The sequence below is a fragment of the Colwellia sp. 6_MG-2023 genome, from assembly GCF_030547765.1.
Taxonomy (GTDB): Bacteria; Pseudomonadota; Gammaproteobacteria; order Enterobacterales; family Alteromonadaceae; genus Colwellia.
In genome coordinates, this window is the sequence record NZ_JAUOPP010000004.1 from 70,433 (window position 1) to 96,176 (window position 25,744).

General features: G+C 36.5%; 22 protein-coding genes. 6 read left to right on the forward strand and 16 right to left on the reverse strand.

Annotated elements, in window-relative coordinates:
• Window positions 1-40 precede the first annotated feature (40 nt).
• Together Q4503_RS03910 and Q4503_RS03915 are read right to left on the reverse strand one after the other, a co-directional pair.
• Complete coding sequence (locus tag Q4503_RS03910) at window positions 41-331, reverse strand: co-chaperone GroES (protein ID WP_215972217.1); 291 nt, start codon at window positions 329-331, stop codon at window positions 41-43.
• Between the two features lie 293 nt (window positions 332-624).
• Window positions 625-1,176 carry an FxsA family protein gene (locus Q4503_RS03915; RefSeq protein ID WP_303601433.1) on the reverse strand — a complete coding sequence of 184 codons (552 nt, stop codon included), beginning with the start codon at window positions 1,174-1,176 and terminating at the stop codon, window positions 625-627.
• A gap of 425 nt (window positions 1,177-1,601) precedes the next feature.
• On the opposite strand from Q4503_RS03915, the gene Q4503_RS03920 reads away from it, so the two are divergent.
• On the forward strand, window positions 1,602-3,545 hold the full coding sequence (locus tag Q4503_RS03920) for a protein-disulfide reductase DsbD (RefSeq protein WP_215972219.1): 1,944 nt from the start codon (window positions 1,602-1,604) through the stop codon (window positions 3,543-3,545).
• Between the two features lie 85 nt (window positions 3,546-3,630).
• Here the strand turns inward: Q4503_RS03920 and Q4503_RS03925 are convergent, their stop codons facing one another.
• The 3 genes from Q4503_RS03925 to Q4503_RS03935 are packed head-to-tail and all read right to left on the reverse strand — an operon-like array spanning window position 3,631 to window position 7,674.
• A complete protein-coding gene (locus Q4503_RS03925) occupies window positions 3,631-6,066 on the reverse strand; it encodes an EAL domain-containing protein (RefSeq protein ID WP_303601434.1) in 2,436 nt (811 codons plus the stop codon).
• A gap of 14 nt (window positions 6,067-6,080) precedes the next feature.
• Window positions 6,081-7,307, reverse strand: coding sequence for a hypothetical protein (locus Q4503_RS03930; RefSeq protein ID WP_303601435.1), 1,227 nt, complete (start codon window positions 7,305-7,307; stop codon window positions 6,081-6,083).
• Window positions 7,285-7,674, reverse strand: a complete 390-nt coding sequence (locus tag Q4503_RS03935) for a hypothetical protein (protein ID WP_303601436.1) — start codon at window positions 7,672-7,674, stop codon at window positions 7,285-7,287. Before Q4503_RS03935 ends, Q4503_RS03930 begins: the two co-directional genes overlap by 23 nt.
• Window positions 7,675-8,200: 526 nt before the next feature.
• On the opposite strand from Q4503_RS03935, the gene aroQ reads away from it, so the two are divergent.
• The 4 genes from aroQ (at window position 8,201) to Q4503_RS03955 (ending at window position 10,859) form a co-directional block, all read left to right on the forward strand.
• Window positions 8,201-8,650 carry a type II 3-dehydroquinate dehydratase gene (gene aroQ / locus Q4503_RS03940; protein ID WP_303601437.1) on the forward strand — a complete coding sequence of 150 codons (450 nt, stop codon included), beginning with the start codon at window positions 8,201-8,203 and terminating at the stop codon, window positions 8,648-8,650.
• Between the two features lie 94 nt (window positions 8,651-8,744).
• Window positions 8,745-9,197, forward strand: coding sequence for an acetyl-CoA carboxylase biotin carboxyl carrier protein (gene accB / locus Q4503_RS03945; RefSeq protein ID WP_215972223.1), 453 nt, complete (start codon window positions 8,745-8,747; stop codon window positions 9,195-9,197).
• A gap of 23 nt (window positions 9,198-9,220) precedes the next feature.
• A complete protein-coding gene (gene accC / locus Q4503_RS03950) occupies window positions 9,221-10,567 on the forward strand; it encodes an acetyl-CoA carboxylase biotin carboxylase subunit (RefSeq protein WP_303601438.1) in 1,347 nt (448 codons plus the stop codon).
• Window positions 10,568-10,700: 133 nt separating this feature from the next.
• The gene (locus tag Q4503_RS03955; protein ID WP_303601439.1) at window positions 10,701-10,859 is read left to right on the forward strand and encodes an oxidoreductase-like domain-containing protein; all 159 of its coding nucleotides are present in this window, start codon (window positions 10,701-10,703) and stop codon (window positions 10,857-10,859) included.
• Between the two features lie 169 nt (window positions 10,860-11,028).
• On the opposite strand, the gene Q4503_RS03960 is transcribed toward Q4503_RS03955, so the two are convergent.
• The 11 genes from Q4503_RS03960 to Q4503_RS04010 all read right to left on the reverse strand — a co-directional run bounded on the left by Q4503_RS03960 (window position 11,029) and on the right by Q4503_RS04010 (window position 23,135).
• Window positions 11,029-11,976 carry a CvpA family protein gene (locus Q4503_RS03960; RefSeq protein WP_303601440.1) on the reverse strand — a complete coding sequence of 316 codons (948 nt, stop codon included), beginning with the start codon at window positions 11,974-11,976 and terminating at the stop codon, window positions 11,029-11,031.
• Between the two features lie 451 nt (window positions 11,977-12,427).
• Entirely contained in the window at window positions 12,428-14,596 is a 2,169-nt protein-coding gene (locus tag Q4503_RS03965; protein WP_215972227.1) for a TonB-dependent receptor, read from the reverse strand.
• A gap of 190 nt (window positions 14,597-14,786) precedes the next feature.
• A complete protein-coding gene (locus tag Q4503_RS03970) occupies window positions 14,787-14,957 on the reverse strand; it encodes a hypothetical protein (protein WP_201294525.1) in 171 nt (56 codons plus the stop codon).
• A gap of 101 nt (window positions 14,958-15,058) precedes the next feature.
• Window positions 15,059-16,507, reverse strand: coding sequence for an insulinase family protein (locus Q4503_RS03975; protein WP_303601441.1), 1,449 nt, complete (start codon window positions 16,505-16,507; stop codon window positions 15,059-15,061).
• Complete coding sequence (gene pqqE, locus Q4503_RS03980; protein WP_303601442.1) at window positions 16,504-17,682, reverse strand: pyrroloquinoline quinone biosynthesis protein PqqE; 1,179 nt, start codon at window positions 17,680-17,682, stop codon at window positions 16,504-16,506. Before pqqE ends, Q4503_RS03975 begins: the two co-directional genes overlap by 4 nt.
• A complete protein-coding gene (gene pqqD, locus Q4503_RS03985) occupies window positions 17,675-17,959 on the reverse strand; it encodes a pyrroloquinoline quinone biosynthesis peptide chaperone PqqD (protein WP_303601443.1) in 285 nt (94 codons plus the stop codon). Before pqqD ends, pqqE begins: the two co-directional genes overlap by 8 nt.
• Entirely contained in the window at window positions 17,956-18,723 is a 768-nt protein-coding gene (pqqC, locus tag Q4503_RS03990; protein ID WP_215972230.1) for a pyrroloquinoline-quinone synthase PqqC, read from the reverse strand. The genes pqqD and pqqC overlap by 4 nt, the downstream gene beginning before the upstream one ends.
• Before the next feature lie 22 nt (window positions 18,724-18,745).
• Entirely contained in the window at window positions 18,746-19,663 is a 918-nt protein-coding gene (gene pqqB, locus Q4503_RS03995; protein ID WP_215972231.1) for a pyrroloquinoline quinone biosynthesis protein PqqB, read from the reverse strand.
• Between the two features lie 123 nt (window positions 19,664-19,786).
• Window positions 19,787-19,858 carry a pyrroloquinoline quinone precursor peptide PqqA gene (pqqA, locus tag Q4503_RS04000; protein ID WP_118056096.1) on the reverse strand — a complete coding sequence of 24 codons (72 nt, stop codon included), beginning with the start codon at window positions 19,856-19,858 and terminating at the stop codon, window positions 19,787-19,789.
• Between the two features lie 318 nt (window positions 19,859-20,176).
• Window positions 20,177-21,154 carry a prolyl aminopeptidase gene (gene pip / locus Q4503_RS04005; RefSeq protein WP_303601444.1) on the reverse strand — a complete coding sequence of 326 codons (978 nt, stop codon included), beginning with the start codon at window positions 21,152-21,154 and terminating at the stop codon, window positions 20,177-20,179.
• A 4-nt stretch (window positions 21,155-21,158) separates the two neighbouring features.
• Window positions 21,159-23,135 carry a hypothetical protein gene (locus Q4503_RS04010; RefSeq protein WP_303601445.1) on the reverse strand — a complete coding sequence of 659 codons (1,977 nt, stop codon included), beginning with the start codon at window positions 23,133-23,135 and terminating at the stop codon, window positions 21,159-21,161.
• A 233-nt stretch (window positions 23,136-23,368) separates the two neighbouring features.
• Here Q4503_RS04010 and Q4503_RS04015 point away from each other — a divergent pair, with 233 nt between their 5' ends.
• A complete protein-coding gene (locus Q4503_RS04015; protein ID WP_303601446.1) occupies window positions 23,369-25,744 on the forward strand; it encodes a heavy metal translocating P-type ATPase in 2,376 nt (791 codons plus the stop codon).

The following is a 25,744-nucleotide window of genomic DNA, read 5'->3' on the forward strand; positions in this document are numbered from 1 at the left end:
AGCAATGCTCTACATCAAATTAAATACTTAATTATTGAGCTTACTCAACAATTGCTAAAATGTCTGATTCTGAAAGGATCAATACTTCTTCGCCGTCAATTTTCTCAGCTTTCATACCGTAACCTTCAGAGAAAATTACTTGGTCACCAATTTTTACGTCTAATGGGCGTACATCACCATTTTCTAAAATACGACCCTTACCAACAGCCACGACTTCAGCGCGAGTTGATTTTTCTGCTGCACTGCCTGTTAGCACAATGCCACCGGCTGATTTAGATTCAACTTCTTTACGTTTTACAATTACGCGATCATGTAATGGACGAATGCTCATTTATTTTCTCCTGAGAATTATTGGTTATAACAAATATGTTTGTGTGTAATTAATGGGGTTAAAAAAATACTTCACAAGTCTTTACTGTATTTTTTTGATTATTTAACTTTAACTCTGTTTTAAAAAATTTTAACTGATTGAAAAATATTAATTTAATGTTCGATTAGTTATATGATCAGATTATTCATGTAAATGCTAAGAACATGTCCCTCTCAATAAACAATTGATCAACATAAATTCAACGAAGAAATCTATCAATATAACCATGACAAAAAGGTATATTACCTGGGTTACTAGTCTTTTCGCTTAAAGTCACCTTCTAGAGTTTCGCCTTGATGATGATTTTTATCAGAAGAAATAGCTTTGTTCTGCGTGAAGGCAGTGTCGCTATCGACCGTTATATCAACTTCATTTTCATAAATATGACCATTTTCTTGCGTGAAGGTAGAAGAATGAAAATGTGCATTTGCACCAAACCCATTACCTTGACTAGTTTTAATATGCTTTTGTACTTTGCTAGCTAAAGCCTGACGGACATTAGGTATCAGTAGAAGTAAACCAAAAATATCAGTAACAAAACCTGGTGTCACCAACAGTATACCGGCTATTAATAAAACTAAAGCAGTCACTATTTCGCCTGAAGGCATCTCTCCTTCTGCCATTTTAGTTTGTACTGATTGTAAAGTAGCTAAGCCTTGATGACGTACATATTTAGCGCCAAGCCAGGCACTAAGGATCACAATAGCAATGGTTGGCCAAGCGCCAATTAGCTCCCCAACCTGCATTAACACTGTGATTTCAATAATAGGTATAATAATAAATAGCGCAAATAATAAGCGAAACATAAAGACTCCTGTTTTCTTTGTAAGATATATTGGGCTAAACGGGTCTTTTTCAAGCGTAAATGGCTTTTACTTTACTTATCACGGATATTGTTAACTTTTTTTTAAGAAACCGATGTTATCTTGTGGTGTGCTTTAGGTTTAGATATATCTAACTAATAAAAGGCGCTATTACCGCTAACGAACCTATAGCTGAGCAAATGATGCCTTATAGTTGCGACATCATTAATCAAAAAAAGTTACTGTATAAAAAACTGCAGCTATTAATAAAAACTGAAAGTGATAATTTGATACAATTAAATACTCGAATTAATAAGCTGCATCCCTACAATGTAGCTAAGAGAATGTAATTGAAGTGATTGCTTTGAATATCCAGCAAGGCAATAAGCACTATTTAAACTGGATCAGTGAAAATTAAAGTAGTACTAATGAAAAATCCATCATCATTTTTAAACTTTTTTGCTAGAACATTTATTATATTATTTGCTCTACTGCTAGGTTTAAGTTCTGCAGTTAGTAATGCACAGCAATCTATTTTTGACACATCTGGACCATCATTATTTAGTAATGACAATGAGTTTTTAAGGGTAGATCAAGCCTTTGTTTTTAACTTTGATCAAGATGAGAATTTACTGCATATTAACTTTGATATCAGCGAAGGCTATTACCTTTATCGCCATCAATTTAAATTTACGAGTGATACAGCCCGCATAGCTGAAATAGATTTACCACAAGGTATAGAGCATGAAGATGAATTTTTTGGTGTGCAACAAATTTATAAAACCGCTTTAAATTTAACACTTAATATCGAGCAAGCTGACAAAAACGCTGTTATTACAGTTAGCTATCAAGGCTGTGCTGACAAGGGATTATGTTACCCTCCAACAAAAAAACAAATTTCACTAGATCAAGTATTAGAACAAACCAACAAAAACACATCTGCTGCTGTATTATCAGCTTTACATAGTGATGCAACTGAAACGTCTTCAACACAAAAACCAGAAACCTCAATGGTTAGTGAACAACACCAACTCGCTGATATGTTAAAGCAAGGGAGCTTACTATTAACGCTAGTTGCTTTCTTTTTAGGTGGGCTTTTATTGTCATTTACGCCTTGCGTATTTCCAATGTACCCTATATTAACGGGCATTATTGTTGGTGCTGGTAATAATAATTCAACACCTTTAACTACCAAGAAAGCATTTACGTTATCGTTCTTTTACGTGCAAGGTATGGCCGTTACTTATACCTTGCTCGGTGTAGTCGTTGCACTTGCTGGCGCGCAATTCCAAGCTATTTTTCAACATCCTTATGTGTTAATTGCCCTTAGTATTTTGTTTATCTTTTTAGCCTTATCCATGTTTGGCTTGTTCAACTTAGCCCTACCTGCTAGTTGGCAAAATTATTTAAATAGTTTAAGTAATAAACAAAAAGGCGGGTCAGTTACAGGTGTTATAATGATGGGTGTCATTTCAGGCTTGGTTGCTTCCCCTTGTACCACCGCACCTTTAACCGGTGCTTTATTATATATTTCACAAACAGGTGATGTGGTATTAGGCGCTTCCGCCTTGTATGCGCTAAGTTTAGGCATGGGATTACCATTATTAGTGTTAGGTAGTTCGGGGGGGAAACTATTGCCTAAAGCTGGTGCCTGGATGAATATTATAAAAAATATTTTCGGCCTATTATTACTCGCTGTTCCAATATTTTTATTAGAGCGCTTTATTCCCCAAGTTGCCAGTGATGCGCTATGGGCAATATTGATATTAAGCTCAGCTACTTATTTATATGTGGCCAACATCAATACGGCTTCACAGTCAACAGAGAAAACCGCTAAGAGCTTTGCCTTTGGCTTGCGTTCATTAATCATTTTTCTAATGCTATTTTGGGGAGCTAATATGCTCTATCAATTATTTACTCCTAATAACGTTACATCAAATGGCAATGTAGTTAACAATAATTCAAGCAACAACGGACAATCAATAATAACGAATCAAGAGAGCCAAATTCAACATTTTACCCAAGTAACTACCTTGAAAGAATTAACAGAAGTTATTGCCCTGGCTAATAGCCAAGGTAAAACAGTCATGTTAGATTTATATGCAGATTGGTGTGTTGCTTGTAAAGAATTTGAGGAATATACTTTTCCAGATAAAAAAGTACAACAGGCACTTGCTAACTCACTTTTACTACAAGTTGATTTAACCGAAACAAGCTTGCCGCAAAATATAGAATTAATGGATCACTTCAATGTATTTGGTTTACCATCAATTTTATTTTTTGATTTAAACGGAAAAGAATTAAGCCTACAACGTGTAACTGGCTTTATGAAGGCTGACAAATTTAGTGAGCATATCAATACTATATTTTAGCAGTAGCATATACATCAACGTAAATATCATCTACCAGTCAGATACTGGTGGATGAAAGCTAACATTTACATTTCTGTTATACTTATCAGGTTTTTCCCACTTGAGTTTTCCAGTAACCATTATGAGTATATTCTTGAATAAATTCTATCAAATCTATTTCTGGCACGGGTTTCGAAAAATAATAACCTTGAATTAGATCACATTCATTTTCCGTTAAGCTTCGTAATTGAGCCGCTGTTTCTACACCTTCAGCAATAACCGTTAAGCCTAAATTTTTCACCATCGCAATAGTCGACATAATAATTTGATAATCAGCATGATTTTCTAACATGCCAAAAACAAAACTTTTATCAATTTTAATAACGTCAATTGGCATTTTTTTAATATACGCTAATGACGAATACCCTGTACCAAAATCATCAATGGCAAAGCTGAACCCCATCTCTTTCAAACTATCCATCATCACAATGGTGTGCTCTATATCTTTTACTAACGTTTGCTCTGTTAACTCTAGTTCAAAACTATCCGCAGATAAGGAGAATTCATCCAATAAGCTTTGTAAATAGTTCGGCAAATTGATATCAATAAATTGCCCAGCTGATAAATTAATAGCAATTTTAACATCCGTTAACCCTTGCTTTTTAATCATTATCGCTAACTCAAAACAACGATGAATAATCCAATAACCTAATTCAATCATGTGCTGAGAGTTTTCTAAAATAGGAATAAAGTCTTCGGGTGAAACCATACCTCGCTCAGGGTGCTTCCAACGTAGTAATGCTTCAAAGCCATATATTTTATTATCTATTGCCCTTAATTGCGGTTGTAAACTTAACGTAAACTGTTGTTTAGCAAGTGCTTGACGAACTTCTCCTTCAAGCATAACCCTGTGAGCAACCCGCTGAAACATTTCTTGGTGATAAATATGGAATTGACTACCGCCATTGTCTTTTGCTTCATACATGGCAATATCTGCATGAGCAATTAAATCTTCTGCTTTTTCACTACTCGACTCTGTATAGGAAATACCGATACTTGTTGACACATAAAAAATACTTGAGCCAAGCTTTATAGGCTCTTTAAATTCTGCAAGTAATTGCTCTGCAATATTAATCGCTTCATTTACTGAATTTAAGCCACCTAGCACCACCACAAATTCATCACCACCAAAGCGGCAGGCTAAATCCATTTTACCAACACTTAAACGTACACGATCAGCCGCTTGAATTAACAACTTATCGCCTTCGGTGTGACCGTTACTATCATTTACTTTTTTAAAGTCATCTAAATCTAAAAATAAAACCGCAACCCCACCAGGATAACGACCAATATTAGCGATTGATTTACGCAATTGATAATTCAGCATATTACGATTAGGTAAACCTGTGAGTAAATCATACATAGCAATATTTTCTAATTCTTTGGTTTTTTGTTCCACTTCAATATTTAACTGCTCTAGCTCATAACTTAACTCTAAAGCAGAGTCACTTAAAATATCGAGTTCATCAGAAAATAACATTGGTCTTTTTAATTTAATCTCTCGGAATTGATCAAACTTTTTATTGGCGAGTAAAGGAAGTGCACCTGAAAAGTGTAATAAGCGTTTCGTAAACAACCGAGCGAGGCCATAAAGAAATAACCCCAGTACCATAAAGATACCACTGAGCGACATTAAAAACTGTAGCCTATATTGTGCATTTTTTTCTTCAAAAAGCGTAACATCATCGATGAGTGACAGATAAAAATCTCTTTTATTATTATTCGCTAAAGGAAGAAAATTAACCAAATAACTTTTGCCATACTGATCTATTTTTAAGCCATCTTTAATGACTCGATCAATGTTCATTTCGTCGTTACCTACAAGAAGTGACTGTGTTAACGGCATATTAGATGATGAGATAACATTAATTTCGTTATTAAGCGTCTTAGATACTGAAGAAAAGCTTACTACAGCCACCTCACTATTTAGCGATGTATTAATTGCATAAAGCATATCAACAAGGCTTGCAGTCATAGTAATAACTAGTACATCACCATGATTATTCAATAAAGGAACACTAAGTAATAAGTAACATTGTTGTTGACATAATACTTGGTGATTAGGACTTTGAAGCCTTAATACACGATCAATATTATCGTGTGCAAACTCAGGCATTTCAGAGGTTTCAAAAAGTGAATTATTATTGGCATCAACCAACCAAATATTTTCTATATTTAAGTTTAACTGTAAACCATCGAATTGATTGGCAAGTTGTTCAGCAAAAATAGTGAAGTCTTGCTGTTGTGAAAACTTGGTAATTTCAGAGAATGATTCTAACCAAACGTTCATTTTTGAACGAAGAATGTCACTGTGTAAAGCAAACTGTACTTTACCTTGAGCTAAAGTATCTTGATGGAACTGTTTATAATCATCTTGCAGCCGAGATAACGATAATGCTGAAAACCCAACCGCTAGTATTAATAATGTTGATACGATTAAAATTAATAATTTCGTTGGAACACTAATAAACTTTTTCATCATCAATAATGTCCCAATTAAAACCAGTACATCAGTTGTACAGCATAAAGCTGCCAGTTTTTATTATTATTTAAGCTTGGATTAGGTAGAACAACAGGTGTCAATCTTCCTGTTCCCTGAACCCAATGATATTCCAAGCGTAATCGTAAGTTGCTTGAGAAATCATATGATAGACCAACAGTTGTATCTTTGTGATAACCAAAATATTCAGGAATAGTCCCACTAGACTGTAACGCTAACATTTTGCCATGTTTATCGTCTTTGTCATTATAAAACATTTCATATCGTGCCAATAACGTTAACTCTTCACTTACATTATATCGAGTTTGTAAATACATACCTTGAGCAACAGGCGCTTTATAATAATTTGGCTGATAAAAAGCTTTAGTAAGAAATTTTGATTGATATACTTCCCCGCTGAACTCCAAACTTTCCCCTTCATACAAAAAATTCATCGTATAAAAGTCAAAAGAGAATCCCCCATCGAAGAACAAGTCTGCGGTATTATTAGCCTTATAACTAAAGTCAGAGTTCAAATACGATATACCAAATCGCCAAAGTGAAAATGGCGGTTGCCAATAAACGCTAATTTGGGTTTCATCCTCTTGTTTTGCTTTACCTTGTGCATATTCACTGAGCAGAAGTTCTCCTTGTTTATCACTTAATTGAGAGGATCCATAACTCAGATTAAAATCAAAGTTACCCAGTTCATCATCACTATGACTAATTTTTATAGCGACACCATCAGATCCTACAGCGATATCTCTAAAGCCATCATAATAAACTGATTGCGGTAAAATAATACTGGGGCGCGCAAAAGGAATATCCCTAGTGCTAGAATAAAGCCAGTGGTTATTTTTAAATCGTCCTAAAAATATATTAGCTTTCCATGATGTACTTTCATATGCCGTCCAGTCTAATAAAGCATAATCAACACGAACACCTTCTGCATATCGATTACCGCCATTTAAATAAACAACTTGTCCCGCTAATCTCAGCTTATCATTTAAGCGATAAGAGGCATTTACACCTACTTCTGTTAGTTTAGGTGATACAGCCCCCTCATCATCAACGAAGTCACTGCCATCAACATTGATCACTCCTTGGGCGACAAAGCCGTGATATTGAAAATCTTGAGCAGAAAGCTTTTTCGAATATATCAATACACATAGCGTTATTAATAGACCGAAACAGAATCTTTCGATAGGTAAGTTTACCATTTTAGTTTGTAATTTTAACAACATTCACCCCCTCCACTCCTTGAGTTTTTTTAATATAACCAATTGCCCCAGGTGTCGTTCTAACTCCTTCTAGAAGCTCTTCTGGCGTGTTAACTGTAATCGGTGCGACCCCTAGCCCTGAATACGTTAATTTATTCCATATACGATCGAGTTGATAAGGGAACATTTGTAGACGCTCTTTACTAAAACGTAAATGCATAGCATGCTGACGAGGCAGAACAAAAACAGTGATTCTTTGTGCGTCGTTCCATTGCACTTGCCGCATCGTATAAATACGTCGTAATTGCGAAGTGGTTAATGTAGTTTCACTAACTGAAGGATGTATAATAACTTCAACAGCCGAGGCAGTTGCACTAATACAACCTAACAAGAGAAACAAGCATAAAAAGTAAGGTGTTTTGATAATACATTCCTTCTATACCTAACAACATTCAAAATAAACATTTGTTAGGTATTTACCAACTATTAAGCGGGGGATTTAATAATCACGGTAATTGGCAATAACTATAAAAACTTATAGTTATTTGAAAATGCTAAATAAAATCCAAAATACATCACTAAGATATCAGAAACCACATGTTTAACACAAGGAATACTTTGTTATTGCTAATAATAAATAAAAATCGCAAAGTATTATTTGTCTTACCTAATTATTTTAACTATCCCTTTAAAAACAGTGTTTTAATTATCACTATTTATCCTATCAGTGTAGTAAACAATTATAAAAATAACCATTTTTTATATCAGCAAAGAGATAAGACCAGTAATTTGCTGCTATATTCTGCGAAAACACTATAATAATCGTCAATAATAAAAAAAACGTTTTTTTATTCACAATATTATCAATTTATGTAATTATTGTGGCTAATATCAACTTTAAGGTGTTTTTAGCGAAGATGAGTACTAAGTTTGAGATTTTGGTGTTAAATGGACCTAATTTAAATATGTTAGGTAAACGTGAGCCTGAAATTTATGGTGCACAAACATTAGACGAAATAATTGACGCATTAGCAAAACAAGCACTAGCGAAAGAAATTAAACTTTCTCACTTACAATCTAACGCTGAACACTTACTTATAGAAGCAATACATAAAGCTTATAAAAAAGTAGATTTTATTATTATAAACCCTGCAGCATTTACACATACAAGTGTCGCTATTCGTGATGCTTTATTGTCAGTAGATATACCTTTTATCGAAGTACACTTATCTAATGTGCATGCAAGAGAAAAATTTAGACATCATTCGTATTTGTCTGATGTAGCAACCGGGGTGATTTGTGGCTTAGGTGCAAATGGCTATAGTTACGCACTACAATCCGCAGAAGCTTGGTTGAGAAAACGTTAAATAGCTGTTGTTAGCTGTAGTAAATAACAAAATAATAGTTAGTTATAATAACTAACTTAATATTAATTAAAGCAAATTGAAATAAGGTAACGTAATGGATATTCGTAAGATCAAAAAACTTATTGAGTTAGTAGAAGAGTCAGGCATCAATGAATTAGAAATCTCTGAGGGAGAAGAATCGGTTCGTATATGTCGCGGCGCTCCCGTAACAGCTGCTCCAGCACCAGTAATGCAAGCAGCACCGATTACAGCACCAGCTGCTGCAGCACCAGTAGCAACACCTGCAAATGAGGCAGCAGCACCAGTATTGTCTGGCCATGTTGTTCGCTCTCCAATGGTTGGTACTTTCTACGCTTCAGCATCTCCAGATTCACCTGCTTTTGCCGAAGTAGGCCAACATGTTAACGCTGGTGATACATTATGTATTATTGAAGCAATGAAGATGATGAATCAAATCGAAGCTGATAAATCAGGTGTTATCAAAGAAATACTAGCAGACAATGAAGATGCTATTGAATTTGATCAACCGCTATTCATCATTGAATAAGCCCAACCAAAAAGGGTCATTCCATGTTAGATAAAGTTGTTATCGCCAACCGTGGCGAAATTGCCTTAAGAATATTACGAGCTTGTAAAGAGCTTGGTATTAAAACTGTTGCTGTACATTCCACTGCGGATAAAAACTTGAAGCACGTCTTATTAGCAGATGAAACCATCTGTATTGGTAAGGCTCCAGCTCCCGATAGTTACCTTAATATTCCTGCGATCATAACCGCAGCAGAAGTAACTAATGCTGTTGCTATTCATCCTGGTTACGGTTTTTTAGCTGAAAATGCTGACTTTGCTGAACAGGTTGAAAAATCAGGTTTTGCCTTTATCGGCCCAAAAGCTGAAAGCATCCGAATTATGGGTGATAAAGTTGCTGCAATCAAAGCGATGAAAGTTGCAGGTGTGCCTTGCGTACCTGGTTCTGACGGTCCATTAAATGATGACGATGCAGTAAACAAAGCCCATGCTAAGCGCATTGGTTATCCAGTAATTGTTAAAGCTGCTGGTGGTGGTGGTGGTCGTGGTATGCGCGTTGTGCGTACCGAAGAAGAGTTAATCGAATCTATTGCATTAACAAAGAAAGAAGCTGGTACCATTTTTAAAAATGATATGGTTTACATGGAAAAATTCCTTGAAAACCCACGTCATGTTGAAATTCAAATCATGGCTGACGGACAAGGTTCAGCTATTCACTTAGGTGAACGTGATTGTTCAATGCAACGTCGTCATCAAAAAGTAGTTGAAGAAGCACCTGCCCCTGGTATAACACCAGAAATGCGCGCAAAAATCGGCGAACGTTGTTGTAATGCTTGTATTGAAATTAATTATCGTGGTGCTGGTACTTTCGAGTTCTTATATGAAAACGGTGAGTTCTATTTCATTGAAATGAACACACGTATTCAAGTTGAACATCCTGTAACCGAGATGATCACAGGTGTAGATTTAATTAAAGAGCAACTACGTGTAGCTGCTGGACAACCATTATCTTACACGCAAGAAGATATTAAAATTTCAGGTCATTCAATTGAGTGTCGTATTAATGCTGAAGATCCTCGTACTTTTATCCCTTCTCCGGGTAAAATTACGCGTTTTCACCCACCAGGTGGTTTAGGTGTTCGCTGGGATTCTCATATCTATGCTGACTACTCAGTACCTCCTCATTATGACTCTATGATTGGTAAACTAATCACTTGGGGTGATAATCGTGACGTAGCAATTGCACGTATGCGTAACGCACTTTCAGAGCTTGTAATAGACGGTATTAAAACAAATATCACTTTGCATCAAGATATATTAAATGATCAAGGTTTTGTAAATGGTGGGGCCAACATTCACTATTTAGAAAAGAAACTTTCTGAGTTTGTTTAAATATTTTTTTGAATACTGAATAATTAAAGCTCTGCATTTGCAGAGCTTTTTTTTTCCTAGCAACTTACGGTAAAATGTTTACCATAAACTGAATATATATCATTAAGATATTAATATGAACAACGAGTAAAAAATGACAAAACAACTAGAAAAACCTACAGCACCACAAGATGATGATTGTTGTGGCGGTGGAGCCTGTAATCCTTGTGTTTGGGATCATTATTATGCTGAATTACAAAAGTGGCGTATTGCGCAAGCAAAATTAAAAGAACAAGCGCTAGAAAAAGAGTAAAGTCGATGATGCTAGCCTTCATCAACGACTTCTCATCATCAACTCCTGAAGCTTGCTTTAGTGCATTACAGTGACTAAAGCCTATTAACCTCATATGTATTACTGGCATATACTAGTTGATAAATAGAGAAAAAATACAAACTCTCACTAATATTTTTATCATAGCGCTCTATTTGATAATGCCAGAGTCCATAATAATTTGTGCGAGTTCTTTCGCCTTAGGGCTAGCCATCAAGCCAACAACATCACCATTATTTAACATGCGAGTAAGCTCAGGATCACTGCTAAGTTGTTTAAAACGAGGGTTCTGTTTTACAACTTCGACACGAATCAACGTGGTCATAACCTCTTCAGTAAGTCTCATTTTTACCGCTGTTTTATCGGTAACATCAACATCGCCCAACACATTCGTTTCAGCTAAAATACGCTGTACCGTTTTTTTATCAAGAACAGTATTGATTTCATGCGCAGTCATTAAACCGAGCACATCTCTTTCTTCTACCATACGGCTAATCTTCTTGCTGTTCACTAATGTTTTAACATCAGGATCATTAGCGAGAAATAAACCATCTTGTATCCCTCGAGCAGGATTTTTCAAAACGTATGAAGCGACACCAACCAATTGCGGCGTCTTTGGAAATTGTTGAGCCAGCACACTATCAATAGTCCCTCCCATAAACTGTTGTGATAAATTATTGATTAGGTTATTTTGTGGTAATTCGCCATTATTCAATGCTGTATTCGCTATATTAACGAACCAAACCAAGGCTAATCCGACTCCAGCACCTATCAAACCATTAGCGATTGCACCAAACCAAGGTAATTCTGACTTTCCATCCGTTAGTTTACCAAGAATGCTAAGGAGTATTTTAAGTGTGATTGAAATGACTATCCAACTGATAACAAATATTGCAACGCCTGCAACAAAGTAAGCAACTAGCCCTTGAAGCTCTGTTTTTTCGCTGATCAGTGCTGCCCCCTTGGTTGCAAAACTTAGCGCAATAAAATAACCGCCAATTAAACTCGCGATGCGAGCAATAACTAAGCCTAAACCAAGACAATAGCCACGATAGATAAAGTAAAGTAGAACTATTGAAAACAGTATTATTCCAATCATGTATTTTTCCTTTTAAATAAGTAGTCACAAATACTAAACACTATAATGATTACATTCAAGCATCCTTACTGATAGCAAGTTGACTAAACTATTTTCTACACAAACCAATTAAAAGCCTTATAAACACAACTTATAGACTATCAACATAATATAACTACTTACATTAATATCAGAATACATTGATTGAAAATAGAGAAAATAAAACTCTATCAGGGTAGATTCTAAGTAGCTCGACACTTAACAAAATAGATATATTAAAAATGTCGCTATTGTACTTTCAAGTAATTTTCCGAGTATTGTAAGCTTTAATAGCATACATGAATGGATAGATTAATATATTATGTGCGGTATGCGAGTTAGGTGTTAGATGAGATATTAGGTGAGTTATATAAGCACGGCGATGTTCTGCCGTACTTATATTCCCCACTTTAACCAAAAGAGAGTACTACGTCTAAAAATTGAAGGTGATACCACCAAAAAATAGACGTTCACGGCCAGCCAATTTACCCTCATTTCGGCTCACCAAATATTCTTTATCAAACAAATTTTCTACACTAGCAAACAAGGTTACACCGGTATTAGGAATATAGTAATTAACCGTGGCATTCCAGATGGTATAACTAGGAATTATACCCTCAATACCATTTCCTGATTCAATGCGTGTATTTTCATCATCAGCAAATTGCCTACTCACATGCTGTACTCCAATACGTGCTTCAACACCACTAACATGTTCATAACCTAAGTCAAGGTTCGCCAAATTTTCTGGCGCATATTGCATACGATTACCATCATTAGCAGGATCTGAGGCTTTGGTATATTCTGCAGTCCATAAGTTAGTGTATGAACCGGATAGATAGACATTATTGTTCCAGTTATAAATCTCACCAAAATTAATTCGAGTCGCTAGTTCAATACCTTGTTGTTCACTTTTACCGCTATTATCAAATGTTGCACCATTATCCACGATAGTATTTTCAATATCGTTATGAAATAAAGCACCAGAGATAACAATACCTTTAACGTAATTACTTCTCATACCTAATTCGAACAAAGTACTTTCTTCAGGTACAGCACGGGCACCTGATGCATCAAGCTCTCGATCAGCACGTGATGGTGAAATACCTTGATGAACACCCGCAAAAATTGTTGTCTTCGTTATACCATTCCAAGCGACGCCAAAGCTTGGAAGAAACTCAGTATAACTGTCTGAAACACGATTCGAAGAAAAGTCATCACTGTCTCTGGTACGTACATCTTCAACACGAAAGCCCGCTGTTATTGACCAGTTATCGATATAAGTAGTGTTTTGGGCAAAATAAGATAATGCATAGGCATCAAGCGTGGTTCCTTCGCGATCTTCGCCTTCAAGTAATGCCAATTCATAATCTAAGCGTTGCGCGGTATTAACAGCATACACCTGCTCACGATGCGCTTGCTCTTGATGGTATCTAAGCCCAAAGATTGCATCATTTTCAAAGCCAAATAAGTCATGTTCAAAATCGGCTTTGCTTTCTGCTCCCCATGTATAATATTGGCGCGGAGCATGACGACCACCACAAACATTAATATCGGTGTCACCAATATCCGATACGGTTACATTACCATCATCATTTATATCCCCCACAGCATCACAGTTACGTAATCGTGATTCCCACTCACCATTAACCTCTCTACCGCTATTACTAGCACGTAAACCATTACGGAAAGTATCAGTGTAATAAGCTTGAGACTGTATCGTAAATTTATCATTAACCTCAATTTTATGAGTTAGTTGTATAACATCACGACTTTGTTCCCACAGATCTAACTCTACCGTTGGATGAGAATAAGGATCGCGCGCATATTCATCCTGAGTTAGGTAGTTTTCAGTTTGGTTACGACGATCATTGGTATGAACTATTTTTAAGCCAACTGTTTGATCGTCAGTAATTTTTAATTCGCCTTTAAAGCGATAATCTTTAACATCATACCCGCTATCATCAAAAATACCGTCGCCCTTACTTTGTGAGAAATCCAACATAAAGCCACCGGTTTCATTACCAAAGCCAACATTTGCATGTAATCCTCGGAGGGCTTGATTACCAAAGGTAGAGGTTAATGAGCCTTCAATTTCACCATTACGAGGTGCAGTTTTAGTAACAAAGTTTACAGCCCCACCTAATGTTTGCGGACCATATAAAATTTGTCCTGCACCTTTAACAACCTCTACTCGAACAACAGATGTTGAAGGTGTCGCATAATGGTTAACAGGGTCGGTGTAAGGCGCAAGTTGAAGTGGCATGCCATCTTCCATTACCATCGCTTTCGCACTTCGACGAGGATTCTGGCCACGAATACCAATATTTAAATCAAAACTCATGCTGCCATCAGGAACTACCATTATGCCTGGCAAGGTTCTTAATTGTTCATTGATGGATAATGGACGGCGTGACTCAAGGTATTCTTTATCAATAATATCAAATGAACCTGCAACAGCTTCAAGTCTGTCCGGTAAAATGCCAGTAACTGTCAATTTATCCATTTCAGCAGTCGCAGTATCTTCTGCATATGTCGTATAAGGTACTAATAATAACGACGACAGTATAGCCGTACTGATTAATGTTGGTTTGAGAGTCATCTTGTTTCATTCTCTTTATTATTATAAAGATATTATATTAGTCACCATAAGAGAGACTTCATATAGGAAAAATTCCTGAATGAAATAAATCACGAAAATAATTTAACAATTGAGCTAAGAATTTGTATTCACAAGGCTTAACTGCTACTTAACTACTAACAGTTAACTGCTAAAAGTGAACAACTCACAATTAATCTACAGTTTTAATGGTCACTTCAATTTTTTTACTATCACCCACAAACCATTTTTGTACGTAGATTGATCCTAAAACAGGTGGCATCCCATTTTCTGGCACTTCTTTATAACGAACACTATTTTTGTTGTGCTTTTCCAGTTCAAACTGAATTACTTTTTCCGACATAACTACCTCTACAGTTTTAATAAATTTGGCTTTTCAGCTGAATAATAAGGTATTTCTACTACAGGGTAAATTTTATCGTTATGCGCTAAGACAAGATTTAACTACGTGATGTGATTTTTTAGATAAGTAGCTATTTGAGTAGAGGTGATGCTCATCACTTGGTCATATTGAACGTGATAAAGCCGACAATATTTAATTTTAGCAAGTGCTAAGCTCATACTAATAAAAGCATCATCTTGACTGAGGCTCAGTAAACATTGAGCGATATTGTCTAAATATGTATCCGGGTTTACATCAAAGGCACTATATATTGCTAAGTATTTAGAGTTATTAATCACTAATGCTTGGGTCGCATAGCAATTACCTTCGTAACGATGCGCTAAAAATTTGGGGTAGGCGCTAATAATATAACTGGTAATATTAGCCAGTATTTTACCTTCTGCATTAATCTTTGCTAGCCATAATCCGTTATTTTGATCATTTACATACACGTGCTCAGATGACTGATTTAATACCGTACTCTCTAATTGAATTTTTGCTTCTTGGTATAAATTTGAAAAGAGCTTTGGTAGCACAGTTTTATGAGTGAATTCTTTTTCATCACTATTAACTAAAAAAGTCTTATCCCTCTGTGCTACTAACTTACTAGATAGCATAGCAAGTGCCGGTATTAAATGGCGACTCGCTGATGTTAGTGAAGTATCACTGTTGATCAATACTTGCTTACTCGAGCTCTCCACTTCATTGTAATCGTCAATTTCTTGATAATAAGGATCCTGCAACCATGAGTGATACAGAGTAATAAGTTTGTTAATCTCAGGAGAATACTTGGTGCTATCTTGCTCATTAGCATCAATATTATGTGCATTGGTACTGTATTCCTCTAATGCTATTGCTACCTTGTTTAATTCACTAGACGGCTTAGGTAATGATGCGACTATATTTGCAATTTCTTTAACATCGGCGTTCGCAGTAACTAAGGTAATATTGTCTGCTTGATAAAAACGTTGATGAAAATGAGTTAAATCGTTAATTGATAATTCACCAATTGACGTACTTATCCCCCCATAACTAATCTCACTGCTTTTGTCTTTTTTAGCACTGTTTTTATTATTGCCTTTTTCTGCTTGTTCTACGCCTAATAACTCTCGATAGATAACCCCTTTTTCATCGCCATCATGAATTTCATACTGTAAATCAGTATCGGTAAACACGGGATTGAATAAACCATTTAATAAATAATTTATAGCCAACTTAAACGTATGTCGGCATTGACTTTGACAGTGAAAATGAGTGGTTTGAGCTAATGTCGAGGCATTGATTTTAACATCGGTTAACGAGAGTAATTGAAATAAAGTTTCCGGTTTAGGGAAAGCTTTACTACCACGAAACACAAAATGCTCTACGCCATGAGCAACCCCGCTGTTATCAAATATTGGGGTATTTACAACAAAAAGCGCACTAAAACCGCTATTATCTACAATATTTATATGTTTTAAACCGTTTTTGTGGCGATAAATATCTTCTGATAATAGCGTTTCTAACATCATATTTTTATACGTGTAATATTTAATTGTGTATTTTCAGCATGCTTCATCGCTTTTTGATTTACACGCATAACGATCGGGTTTGATGGGCTAGTTGCACTGGCAATCGCCTCTTGAATTAAATGGTGATCTTCCGATTTACTACAAACAGGATCGGTTTTATGCATATCACCAGTCATCATGAATGCCTGACAACGACACCCGCCAAAGTCTTTCTCTTTTTCATCACACCCTTTACATGGTTGCGGCATCCAATCATCACCACGAAAATAATCAAAAGAAAAATCTTGTTGCCATATATCGTTGATAGACTTATCTTTGACATTTGGAAAAGTCAGAGGCAACATTTTTGCACTATGACAAGGTAGCGCAGATCCGTCAGGCGTAACGGTTAAAAAGGTTGATCCCCAACCATTCATACACGCTTTTGGACGAGTTTCAAAATAGTCAGGCGTTACAAAAATAAAGTGCGGTCCCCTACCACCTTGCTGATCTCTGAATTCATTTACAATACGTTCTGCTTCAACTAATTGCTCTCGAGAAGGTAATAAATGATCACGGTTTTCATACGCCCAACCATAATATTGTGCAGTGGCTAGCTCAACATAATCAGCTTCTAGCTCACAACTTAAACGCATAATAGCTTCAATTTGATCAAGATTTTGTTTCGATAAAACAAAGTTAAGCACCATAGGATAGCCTTGAGCTTTAACCGATTTAGCCATATTAAACTTTTGCTGGTAGGCATTACCACGACCGGCAATGGCATCGTTTAATTCAGGATCAGCACCTTGAAAACTAATTTGTATATGATCTAAGCCTGCTTCTTTTAGTTTTGCGATGCGCTTTTCAGTTAACCCAATACCAGAGGTAATTAAGTTAGTGTAAAAACCTAAATCCCTCGCCTGCTTTACTAAAGCTTCTAAGTCTTTGCGTAGCAATGGCTCACCGCCAGAAAAGCCAAGCTGTACTGCTCCCATATCCCTTGCTTCACTAAATACTTTCTGCCACTGCTCTGTGGTTAACTCATTTTTAGTTTCGCTTAATTGGGTTGGATTTGAACAGTAAGGGCAATGCAATGGACAATCATAGGTTAATTCCGCCAGTAACCAAAGCGGAGGCCCAACAAGTGTCTTGGTGTCTTTTTTTAATGCCTCAGTTACTGCTTGGCTAGTCATGATAAAGCCACTTCTTCTCAATTGCGGTAGTGATAAACTCATTCACGTCGGTAGCTAAATTACCCGCATCAGGAAATTTAGCATGTAATACATCGGTAATTTCCTGTACATTTTTTTGCCCATCAATAAGCTGCATAATTTCGCCAGCACCACCGTTAAGCTTAACCATACCTTCTGGAAATAATAACACGAAGCAATCTTGTGCTTTTTCCCATTGGAAACGGAACATTCTATTAAGGGACGGTGTCATGGTTGGTGTAATCGTTAATGTGCTCACTTAAATATACCTTTATGATAAATAGGGTTATTAATTGCCTCTTGACCAAGTATGTCTTGATAAGGAGCTCTGCCTTGTTGATAAGCTAAACTCATTGAATCTAGCATACTCCACAGAATATCCAGTTTGAATTGCAGAATATTTAGCGCTTCTTCTTGTGCTTCACGGGTAGTAAAGTAATCTAAGGTTATTTGTAAACCATGACTAACATCACGACGCGCTTGCGATAAACGCATTTGGAAATAACGTAAACCGTCAGGTTTTATCCATGGGTAATTTTGAGGCCAACTATCAAGGCGGCTTTGATGTATTTTAGGTGCAAACATTTCGGTTAATGATGAACAAGCAGCTTGTTGCCAATTAGCGCTGCGAGCAAAATTCACATAAGCATCGACCGCGAAACGAACACCTGGCAATACAAATTTTTCATCTAATAAATCCTGTCGGTCTAAGCCAACAGCTTCACCTAAACGTAACCAAGCTTCAATTCCTCCTAGGGCTTCATCACCAATACAGCCGTCATGATCAAGAATACGTTGCACCCATAAGCGTCTAGTTTCCATATCTCGGCAATTAGCCATAATTGCCGCATCTTTAATTGGTATATTCAATTGATAATAAAAGCGATTTGCTACCCAGCCTTGAATTTCTTCTTTACTACATTTACCTTCGTGCATCGCAATATGAAAAGGATGGTTAATATGATAGAGCTGACCTTTATCTTTAAGTTTTTGTTCAAACTGCTCTCTGGTCCAAGCTTGCATAAAAAGGATCCTTTAAGTGTAATTAAATCGTTATTTCCATGCCATCTGTGGCAATTTCTACACCATTGTCTAAAACAAACTGATGTTGAGGAGATTCTTCATTTAAAATAGGGTTTGTGTTGTTGATATGTATTAGGATTTTTCGATCTATTGTAAATTTATTCAATAAAGCGACGGTACCATAATCACCATTGACTGGCATATGTCCCATTTCTGACCCTAATTTAGTGCCAACACCTTGCGCAATCATTTCATCATCAAGCCATAGCGTACCATCAATAAGCACACAGCTAGCTTCTGAAAGTATACGTTCAACTTCAGCGGTACTTTCAACAATTCCCGGTAAGTAGAATAAATATTTACCGGTACTTTTATCAATAATTTTTAAACCAATATTATTACCGTCAACCACTTTATCTCTATAACGCGAATAAGGTGGAGCATTTGACTCAATAATAACGGGAAGGAATTCGATGCCTTCAACGCCGGTAACACCAAATGGTGCACGTTGTTCAGTATCAATTTTGTTAAAGCTGAGTCCACCGTGCCAATGCTCTAGCAAATTAAATAATGGAAAAGCCGTTGATAAGTCTTCATAAACAACATCACTACAGTAAACATCAAGCGGTAACCCTTCGCGCAACGTTAACAAACCTGTGGTGTGGTCTATTTGGCTGTCAGTTAATATTGCGGCACGAATGTTAGTACCACGACTGCCTTCTTCAGGCCAAAGTTGTGGAGATTGATTTATTTGTTCACGGATATCTGGTGATGCATTGATCAATACCCAGTCTTTGCCATTTTGGCTAACTGCAATAGATGATTGTGTACGCGCCGTTGCTTTAATGCTGCCATCGCGTAAGCCTTTACAATTTGCGCAGTGACAATTCCATTGAGGAAACCCGCCGCCAGCAGCAGAGCCTAGAACTAAAATTTTCATATGTGCCTCGAAATCAAGACAAAGGGGAAGTTAGAAATTAACTAGTGATAACTAATTACCTCAGGTTTTAAGCAAAAGTATACTGAGGTAATTTTTTGTATTAATTTATTCGTCTTGCTCAAATTAACGATTACTGATGTAAAGCGTTACTTCAAATCCTAAACGCATTTCTTCAAAGTTAGGTTTAGTCCACATAATATATTCCTCGCTGGTTGATGATATTAATTTATGTTCTTGCTTACATTGCATTCATAAGCACCCTTTTACTATATTTAATTTTCATTTATTAAACATCATACTTTAGAAGGAAATGAAACCGTATGACGGATGAGTTGTTCCATAATGTAACTTTTAAATCGATTGTTTAATTTTACATATCCTTTAAATAACATTTAAAAACAATGAGTTAAATTCACTTGAAAGCTACATATCATAAACTAGAAAATACCGTTAATTATGCTGTTATATATGTATATATTTCTACATGTAATTTCCATTGTGCTTTTTACAACCTTATTTGTTTGCTGCAAAATCGTCAGTTGCCTGTACTAAAGCATCAATGATTTTCGCTTCATTTGCAACATGACCGGCCATTTCAATAATTGATAATTCAGCTTCAGGCCAGTGTTGCTTTAATTGCCACGCCTGCGTCAGAGGACATACCATATCATAACGACCATGAATAATTTTTGTCGGTATATGTCGTATGCTTTTTATATTTTCAAGTAAAGGTTCATCACTAATAAAGCACTTGTTTATTGAATAATATAACTGAATAATTGAAGGGACTTTGTCGTCTTCAGCTATTTTATTTTCTTTGAAATCAACTACGTTTTGCCAATAGATAAGGTTTGCTTCCCAGTATTCTAATTTGCTAAAAATACGGTTTGAAGTCTGAATATTATCACTGGTGAGTTGCTGATATATCATTGACAAAGGCTCTGTTACTTGTTCTAAAGGTAAACCTTTCACCAAATGACTCCATGCATCAGGAAATATTTTAGCCGCACCATTTGCGCTATACACCCAACCAATATCTTCAGCGCGCCCCAAAAAAACACCACGTAGTATTAAACCAGATACGTATTGCGAAAAGTTTTTCGCATAATGTAAGCCAAGTGTCGTGCCCCAAGAGCCACCAAAAATTAACCACTGGTCAATATTAAGGTGTTGGCGTATCGCTTCTATATCTTGAATAAGGTTAGCGGTTGTATTGTGTGCTAAAGCGCCATAAGGTCGAGAGCGCCCACAACCTCGTTGATCAAACAAAATAATATGATACAGCTTAGGATCAAAGAAACATCGATGGGATGCTCTACAACCCGAGCCTGGGCCACCGTGTAAAAAAAGCACAGGAATACCTGTTGGATTTCCACATTGTTCAACATAAAGCTGATGCTCAACAGCTGCCTCTTCATCGCCTAATTCAATATTGGCCACATTTAAGTAATAATGATGAAAAGGTTCAATAGCGGGATACAGTGATAGCAATAACTTATACCTTCTCTTGATGATTAAAACTGGCGATAGTATTTGCCATTACTGTTTTGTTGATTAGTGTTGGTTTATAAAAATAATTTTTATCGTCTTTTAAAAAAGACGCCATTGTTTTCAATACATGAACTTGATTCGGATAGTCATCAAAACGCTTGTGACCCCAATCCCCAGAATTGCTAATAAATAAATCAAACAATGTCATTTGCACTGAGTATTTTATATTCTTTAATTCAGTAAATTGTGATCCCTTAGAAGTATCTAAGAAACTACCACCAAACTCAGATTTTACTTCGATTTTAGTTTTCGAGTATTTTTTCTCACCTGTCAGCTCTATCGTACAAACAAGTGTATCTAGGTTCATATTGATTGAGCCATGTTCATACGTTATATCCATACATCGCTTTTTATTATGAGTAAATTTTCCCGCCAGTATATCGATTTCACAATTACAGCTAGTACCTGATAAACGCACTAAGCTAGCACCTAATTCATCGGCTGAACATTTCACAATTTCAGGTATATCTTCTAATAAATACCATTCAGATTTTAATTCGGATAAGTTAACGTCTGTTTTTAGAATGTTGGCAAGCAAAGTGATCGGATGTACTAATGTTTCGTAATAAAAACCACCGGTCTCTTTTTTTAGTGCCCAATCACGTTTATCAATGTCTTCAAGAAAAGTAATGTCTATTTTTTTTACTTCACCTAACAAGCCTTGAATATAAGCTAAGGTGCTTGGTGCAACTTTTTCATTAAGCGGTTCATTATTTACATTTACGATTGAAATATTGACGAACCGATTATAGTTAGGATTTAACGATAGAAAGTAATTAAGAGCTATCGCTTTTTCGAGCCAATAATAACTAAACAAGAAACCTTTACTCATTATTGTATCAACGTTATCGGCTAGCGCCATTAGCTCTAACTCACTTCCTACAATAGGTTTTTCAACACCAAAAACAATCCCCTCTTTGCTTAAAGCATCTATATACGTAATGTGCTCAGCAGTTGGTGTTGCGATAACAGCATAAGATGAACTCTTTTTAATATAGTCGACAATTTTTTTTGTTGTGTTACCGCCTTCCCCTGCTTCTGAGGCATCAAAATATCGAATGCCTTGAGCATTTAATGCCTGTTTAAACTGCGGACAAATAGTATCGCTTGCTATTGCTATTTGTTTGTTTGAGTAAAAACCACGATCTTTTAAGGCTGGTAACATTCTTTTTTGCACAACATCCCCCGCCCCTATTATTGTAATATTTGGTCTGCGTCTAACGGGAATGGCTGGTATAAGGTTAATAATATTCGCTATGATCAGTACCGTATACATATAGCCTAATAGTGACAGCGTTAATTTAAAGTTCGCAGAAATATCATTTGTTATTGCCGGGAAGTTCAAAATTGTCGCAATCACTTCACTGACATTAACATCAATAATGCTAGCGATTAAAAAGAACTGAGTGGCGAGTACTAAGGGCAAGGTAATAAAGTATTCAGCTTCATTAAAAATAGAAAGATGCTTTTCAATCAAAATTCTAAACAATAAGTAATAGAATACCCAAACAATTGATTCAAATAAAAAGTAGCAAAGATAAACAGTTAAAATGAGATTGGGCAATCCCTCTAGCGCAAACATAGGTTGGAATATGCCAAGGTTAATCCAGGCCATACTTTTTAAAAAATATAAAATAGCGGAAAAAGAAAATACCGCTAATAAGTAATACTCGGTATCGCGCGCATGTATATCTACTCGCTCTTTACTATCATTTATTTTAGAAGACTTATTGCGTTGTAATGCTTTGAGCAGCTGTAACAGCGAAGTAAAGCGGAATACATATATACACCAGTAAACTACTTTAGCAATTAAACTATGCTTGGCTCCCCAACTATAAGATTCATAATGAGGTGGTGTGCTAATTTTTTTGAATAAGCCCTTCTTTTCGTTATCACCTTTATTTTTTTTAGTGCTACTCAACTTATTAATGCCATTTATAGATATACAGTTCTCACTATAGTCTCAAAAATTCAAAGCGAGTGAAAGTAGATAATAGAAGGCCACAGCTTATTTCACAAAGCGCTAAAATTGTTGTAATGACATTGTTAAGTTTTTGAGATATCAATTAAATAAAAACAGTTGACCTTACAACCATGGTAAGGTTTAACCTAGTGTTAGTTTACAACTCAATACACAATTTAAGTGAGAGGCTTATGAATACGACAATACAACTCACAATTAACGGTATGTCCTGTGCATCATGTGTAGGCCGTGTTGAAAAGGCGCTACACAAGGTGAGCGGAGTAACGGAAGTTACCGTTAACCTAGCAACTGAAACAGCCATTATTCAAGGCAGTGCCAGTTATCATGATTTAGTGACGGCAGTTACCGAGGCTGGTTATCAAGTGCCATTAACGCTAAAGCAATTTGGAATTGGTAAAATGACTTGTGCTTCTTGTGTTACTAGAGTCGAACAAGCCTTAGGTAAAGTAGCCGGCGTAGTTAGCGCGTCAGTCAATCTCGCGACAGAGCAAGCGCAAGTAAACATACTATCTTTTGTAACCGACGAGCAATTAGAACAAGCCGTAACACAAGCCGGTTATCTCTTTATCCCATTAAATACTGACAGTAAGTTAAACCAAACCAATAAAAGTGAGCCTTTTTATAGTAAAGCTTGGTGGCCTGTATTAGGTGCAGGCTTACTAACCTTACCATTGGTATTCCCTATGTTAGGTATGCTATTTGGTCAAGAGTGGATGTTACCGTCTTTTTGGCAATGGCTACTAGCGACACCTGTTCAATTCTATTTTGGTGCTCGTTTTTATCGCGCTGGCTGGGGAGCACTCAAAGCAAGAATGGGTAATATGGATCTTCTAGTATCTATCGGTACAAGTGCCGCTTATGGATTATCTTTGTACTTATGGTGGACCTTTAATAGTGATCAAGGCATGCCTCACTTATATTTTGAAAGTAGTAGTGCGGTCATCACCTTGGTTCTGTTAGGTAAATATTTAGAACACAAGGCAAAACGTCGTACTACAGATGCCTTAAGATCGTTAGAGAACTTGAAGCCTGTTGAGGCAACAGTACTACGTTTAAGTAAATGGCAAAAAGTCTCAGTGTCATCAGTACTGTCAGGTGAAACAGTAAAAGTAATTCCAGGTGAAAGAGTACCTGTGGATGGAGAAATTCTACAAGGAAAAAGTCACTTAGATGAAGCCTTAATTAGTGGTGAATCTGTCCCTGTTAGTAAAAAAGAAGGCGATATTGTTACAGGTGGATCTCTGAACTTAGACGGTATTCTTGAAATTCGTACCACCAATGTTGGTACCGAATCAACGTTATCTAAAATTATTCAACTCGTTGAACAAGCCCAAGGAGCAAAAGCGCCCGTACAAGCCATCGTTGATAAAGTCAGTAGTATTTTCATCCCCGTAGTTTTACTGGTTGCCATCACTACGCTATTGGTGACGGGAATAATATTTGATGACTGGACCAGCGCTATTCTCAATGCGGTGGCCGTTCTAGTTATTGCTTGCCCGTGTGCTCTTGGCTTGGCAACCCCTGCTGCTATTATGGCAGGCACAGGAACTGCTGCCAGATTCGGTGTATTAGTTAAAGATGCCATTGCACTAGAACAGGCAAAAAATATCGACCTCGTCGTCTTTGATAAAACAGGTACCTTAACTCAAGGTAAACCTGTTTTAAATGAAGTGACTGTTATCAATGGCACGGAAGCAGAAGTATTACAATTAGCTTATTCCCTACAAATAAATAGTGAACACCCTTTAGGTAAAGCCGTGGTAGACAAAGCTTTAAATCAAGAAATTCAACCAGTAACAATAGAAGAGTTTCAAGTTGTTGCCGGTTATGGAGCAAAAGGTAATATTGGCAATAATTCATTAATGATGGGCAGTAGTCACTGGATGCAAGAGTTGGGAATAAATCTACCAACTGAGCAAATAAAAATACCTGGAGCCTCTGTTTCTTGGTTGGCTAGCCAGCAAGCAGATGAAATAAAATTACTTGCCCTGTTTTGTTTTAATGATGAACTGAAGTCTGATGCGCTATTAGCGGTAAAAACGTTGCAACAAGAAGGCATAAGGGTCGCTATTCTTACTGGCGACAGTCAAGCTAGTGCAACATGGGTTGCGACAAAATTACAGTTGGACGATTTCAAAGCTGAAGTACTTCCAGCAGATAAAGCTAAATATATTCGTCAATATCAAGAGCAAGGTTACCAAGTAGCTATGGTAGGTGATGGTATTAACGATGCTCCTGCCCTTGCACAAGCTGATTTAGGAATAGCAATGGCGTCGGGTACCGATGTTGCCGTTAGCGCCTCAGCTATTACTTTAATGCGTAGTAAACCAAGCTTAGTAGCCACAGCACTAACTATTTCAAGGCTCACTTACCGTAAAATAAAACAAAACCTTTTTTGGGCCTTTATCTTCAACGCAATAGGAATACCACTTGCTGCTTTTGGTTACCTCGACCCTATTATTGCGGGTGCCGCAATGGCATTTAGTAGCTTATTTGTAGTGAGTAATGCTTTGCTATTACAACGTTGGTCAATGAAGGAGAAATAA

Bases quoted from the DNA above. Each gene is read 5' to 3' on its own strand.
- aroQ (WP_303601437.1), top strand. From the start codon at position 8,201: ATGAGTACTAAGTTTGAGATTTTGGTGTTAAATGGACCTAATTTAAAT.
- pqqB (WP_215972231.1), bottom strand. From the start codon at position 19,663: ATGAAAATTTTAGTTCTAGGCTCTGCTGCTGGCGGCGGGTTTCCTCAA.
- Q4503_RS03930 (WP_303601435.1), bottom strand. From the start codon at position 7,307: ATGTTGTTAAAATTACAAACTAAAATGGTAAACTTACCTATCGAAAGA.
- pqqC (WP_215972230.1), bottom strand. From the start codon at position 18,723: ATGCAAGCTTGGACCAGAGAGCAGTTTGAACAAAAACTTAAAGATAAA.
- Q4503_RS03910 (WP_215972217.1), bottom strand. From the start codon at position 331: ATGAGCATTCGTCCATTACATGATCGCGTAATTGTAAAACGTAAAGAA.
- accC (WP_303601438.1), top strand. From the start codon at position 9,221: ATGTTAGATAAAGTTGTTATCGCCAACCGTGGCGAAATTGCCTTAAGA.
- Q4503_RS03955 (WP_303601439.1), top strand. From the start codon at position 10,701: ATGACAAAACAACTAGAAAAACCTACAGCACCACAAGATGATGATTGT.
- Q4503_RS04015 (WP_303601446.1), top strand. From the start codon at position 23,369: ATGAATACGACAATACAACTCACAATTAACGGTATGTCCTGTGCATCA.
- Q4503_RS03915 (WP_303601433.1), bottom strand. From the start codon at position 1,176: ATGTTTCGCTTATTATTTGCGCTATTTATTATTATACCTATTATTGAA.
- Q4503_RS03970 (WP_201294525.1), bottom strand. From the start codon at position 14,957: ATGTCGGAAAAAGTAATTCAGTTTGAACTGGAAAAGCACAACAAAAAT.
- pqqE (WP_303601442.1), bottom strand. From the start codon at position 17,682: ATGACTAGCCAAGCAGTAACTGAGGCATTAAAAAAAGACACCAAGACA.
- Q4503_RS03925 (WP_303601434.1), bottom strand. From the start codon at position 6,066: ATGATGAAAAAGTTTATTAGTGTTCCAACGAAATTATTAATTTTAATC.
- Q4503_RS03975 (WP_303601441.1), bottom strand. From the start codon at position 16,507: ATGATGTTAGAAACGCTATTATCAGAAGATATTTATCGCCACAAAAAC.
- Q4503_RS03965 (WP_215972227.1), bottom strand. From the start codon at position 14,596: ATGACTCTCAAACCAACATTAATCAGTACGGCTATACTGTCGTCGTTA.
- Q4503_RS03960 (WP_303601440.1), bottom strand. From the start codon at position 11,976: ATGATTGGAATAATACTGTTTTCAATAGTTCTACTTTACTTTATCTAT.
- accB (WP_215972223.1), top strand. From the start codon at position 8,745: ATGGATATTCGTAAGATCAAAAAACTTATTGAGTTAGTAGAAGAGTCA.
- Q4503_RS03920 (WP_215972219.1), top strand. From the start codon at position 1,602: ATGAAAAATCCATCATCATTTTTAAACTTTTTTGCTAGAACATTTATT.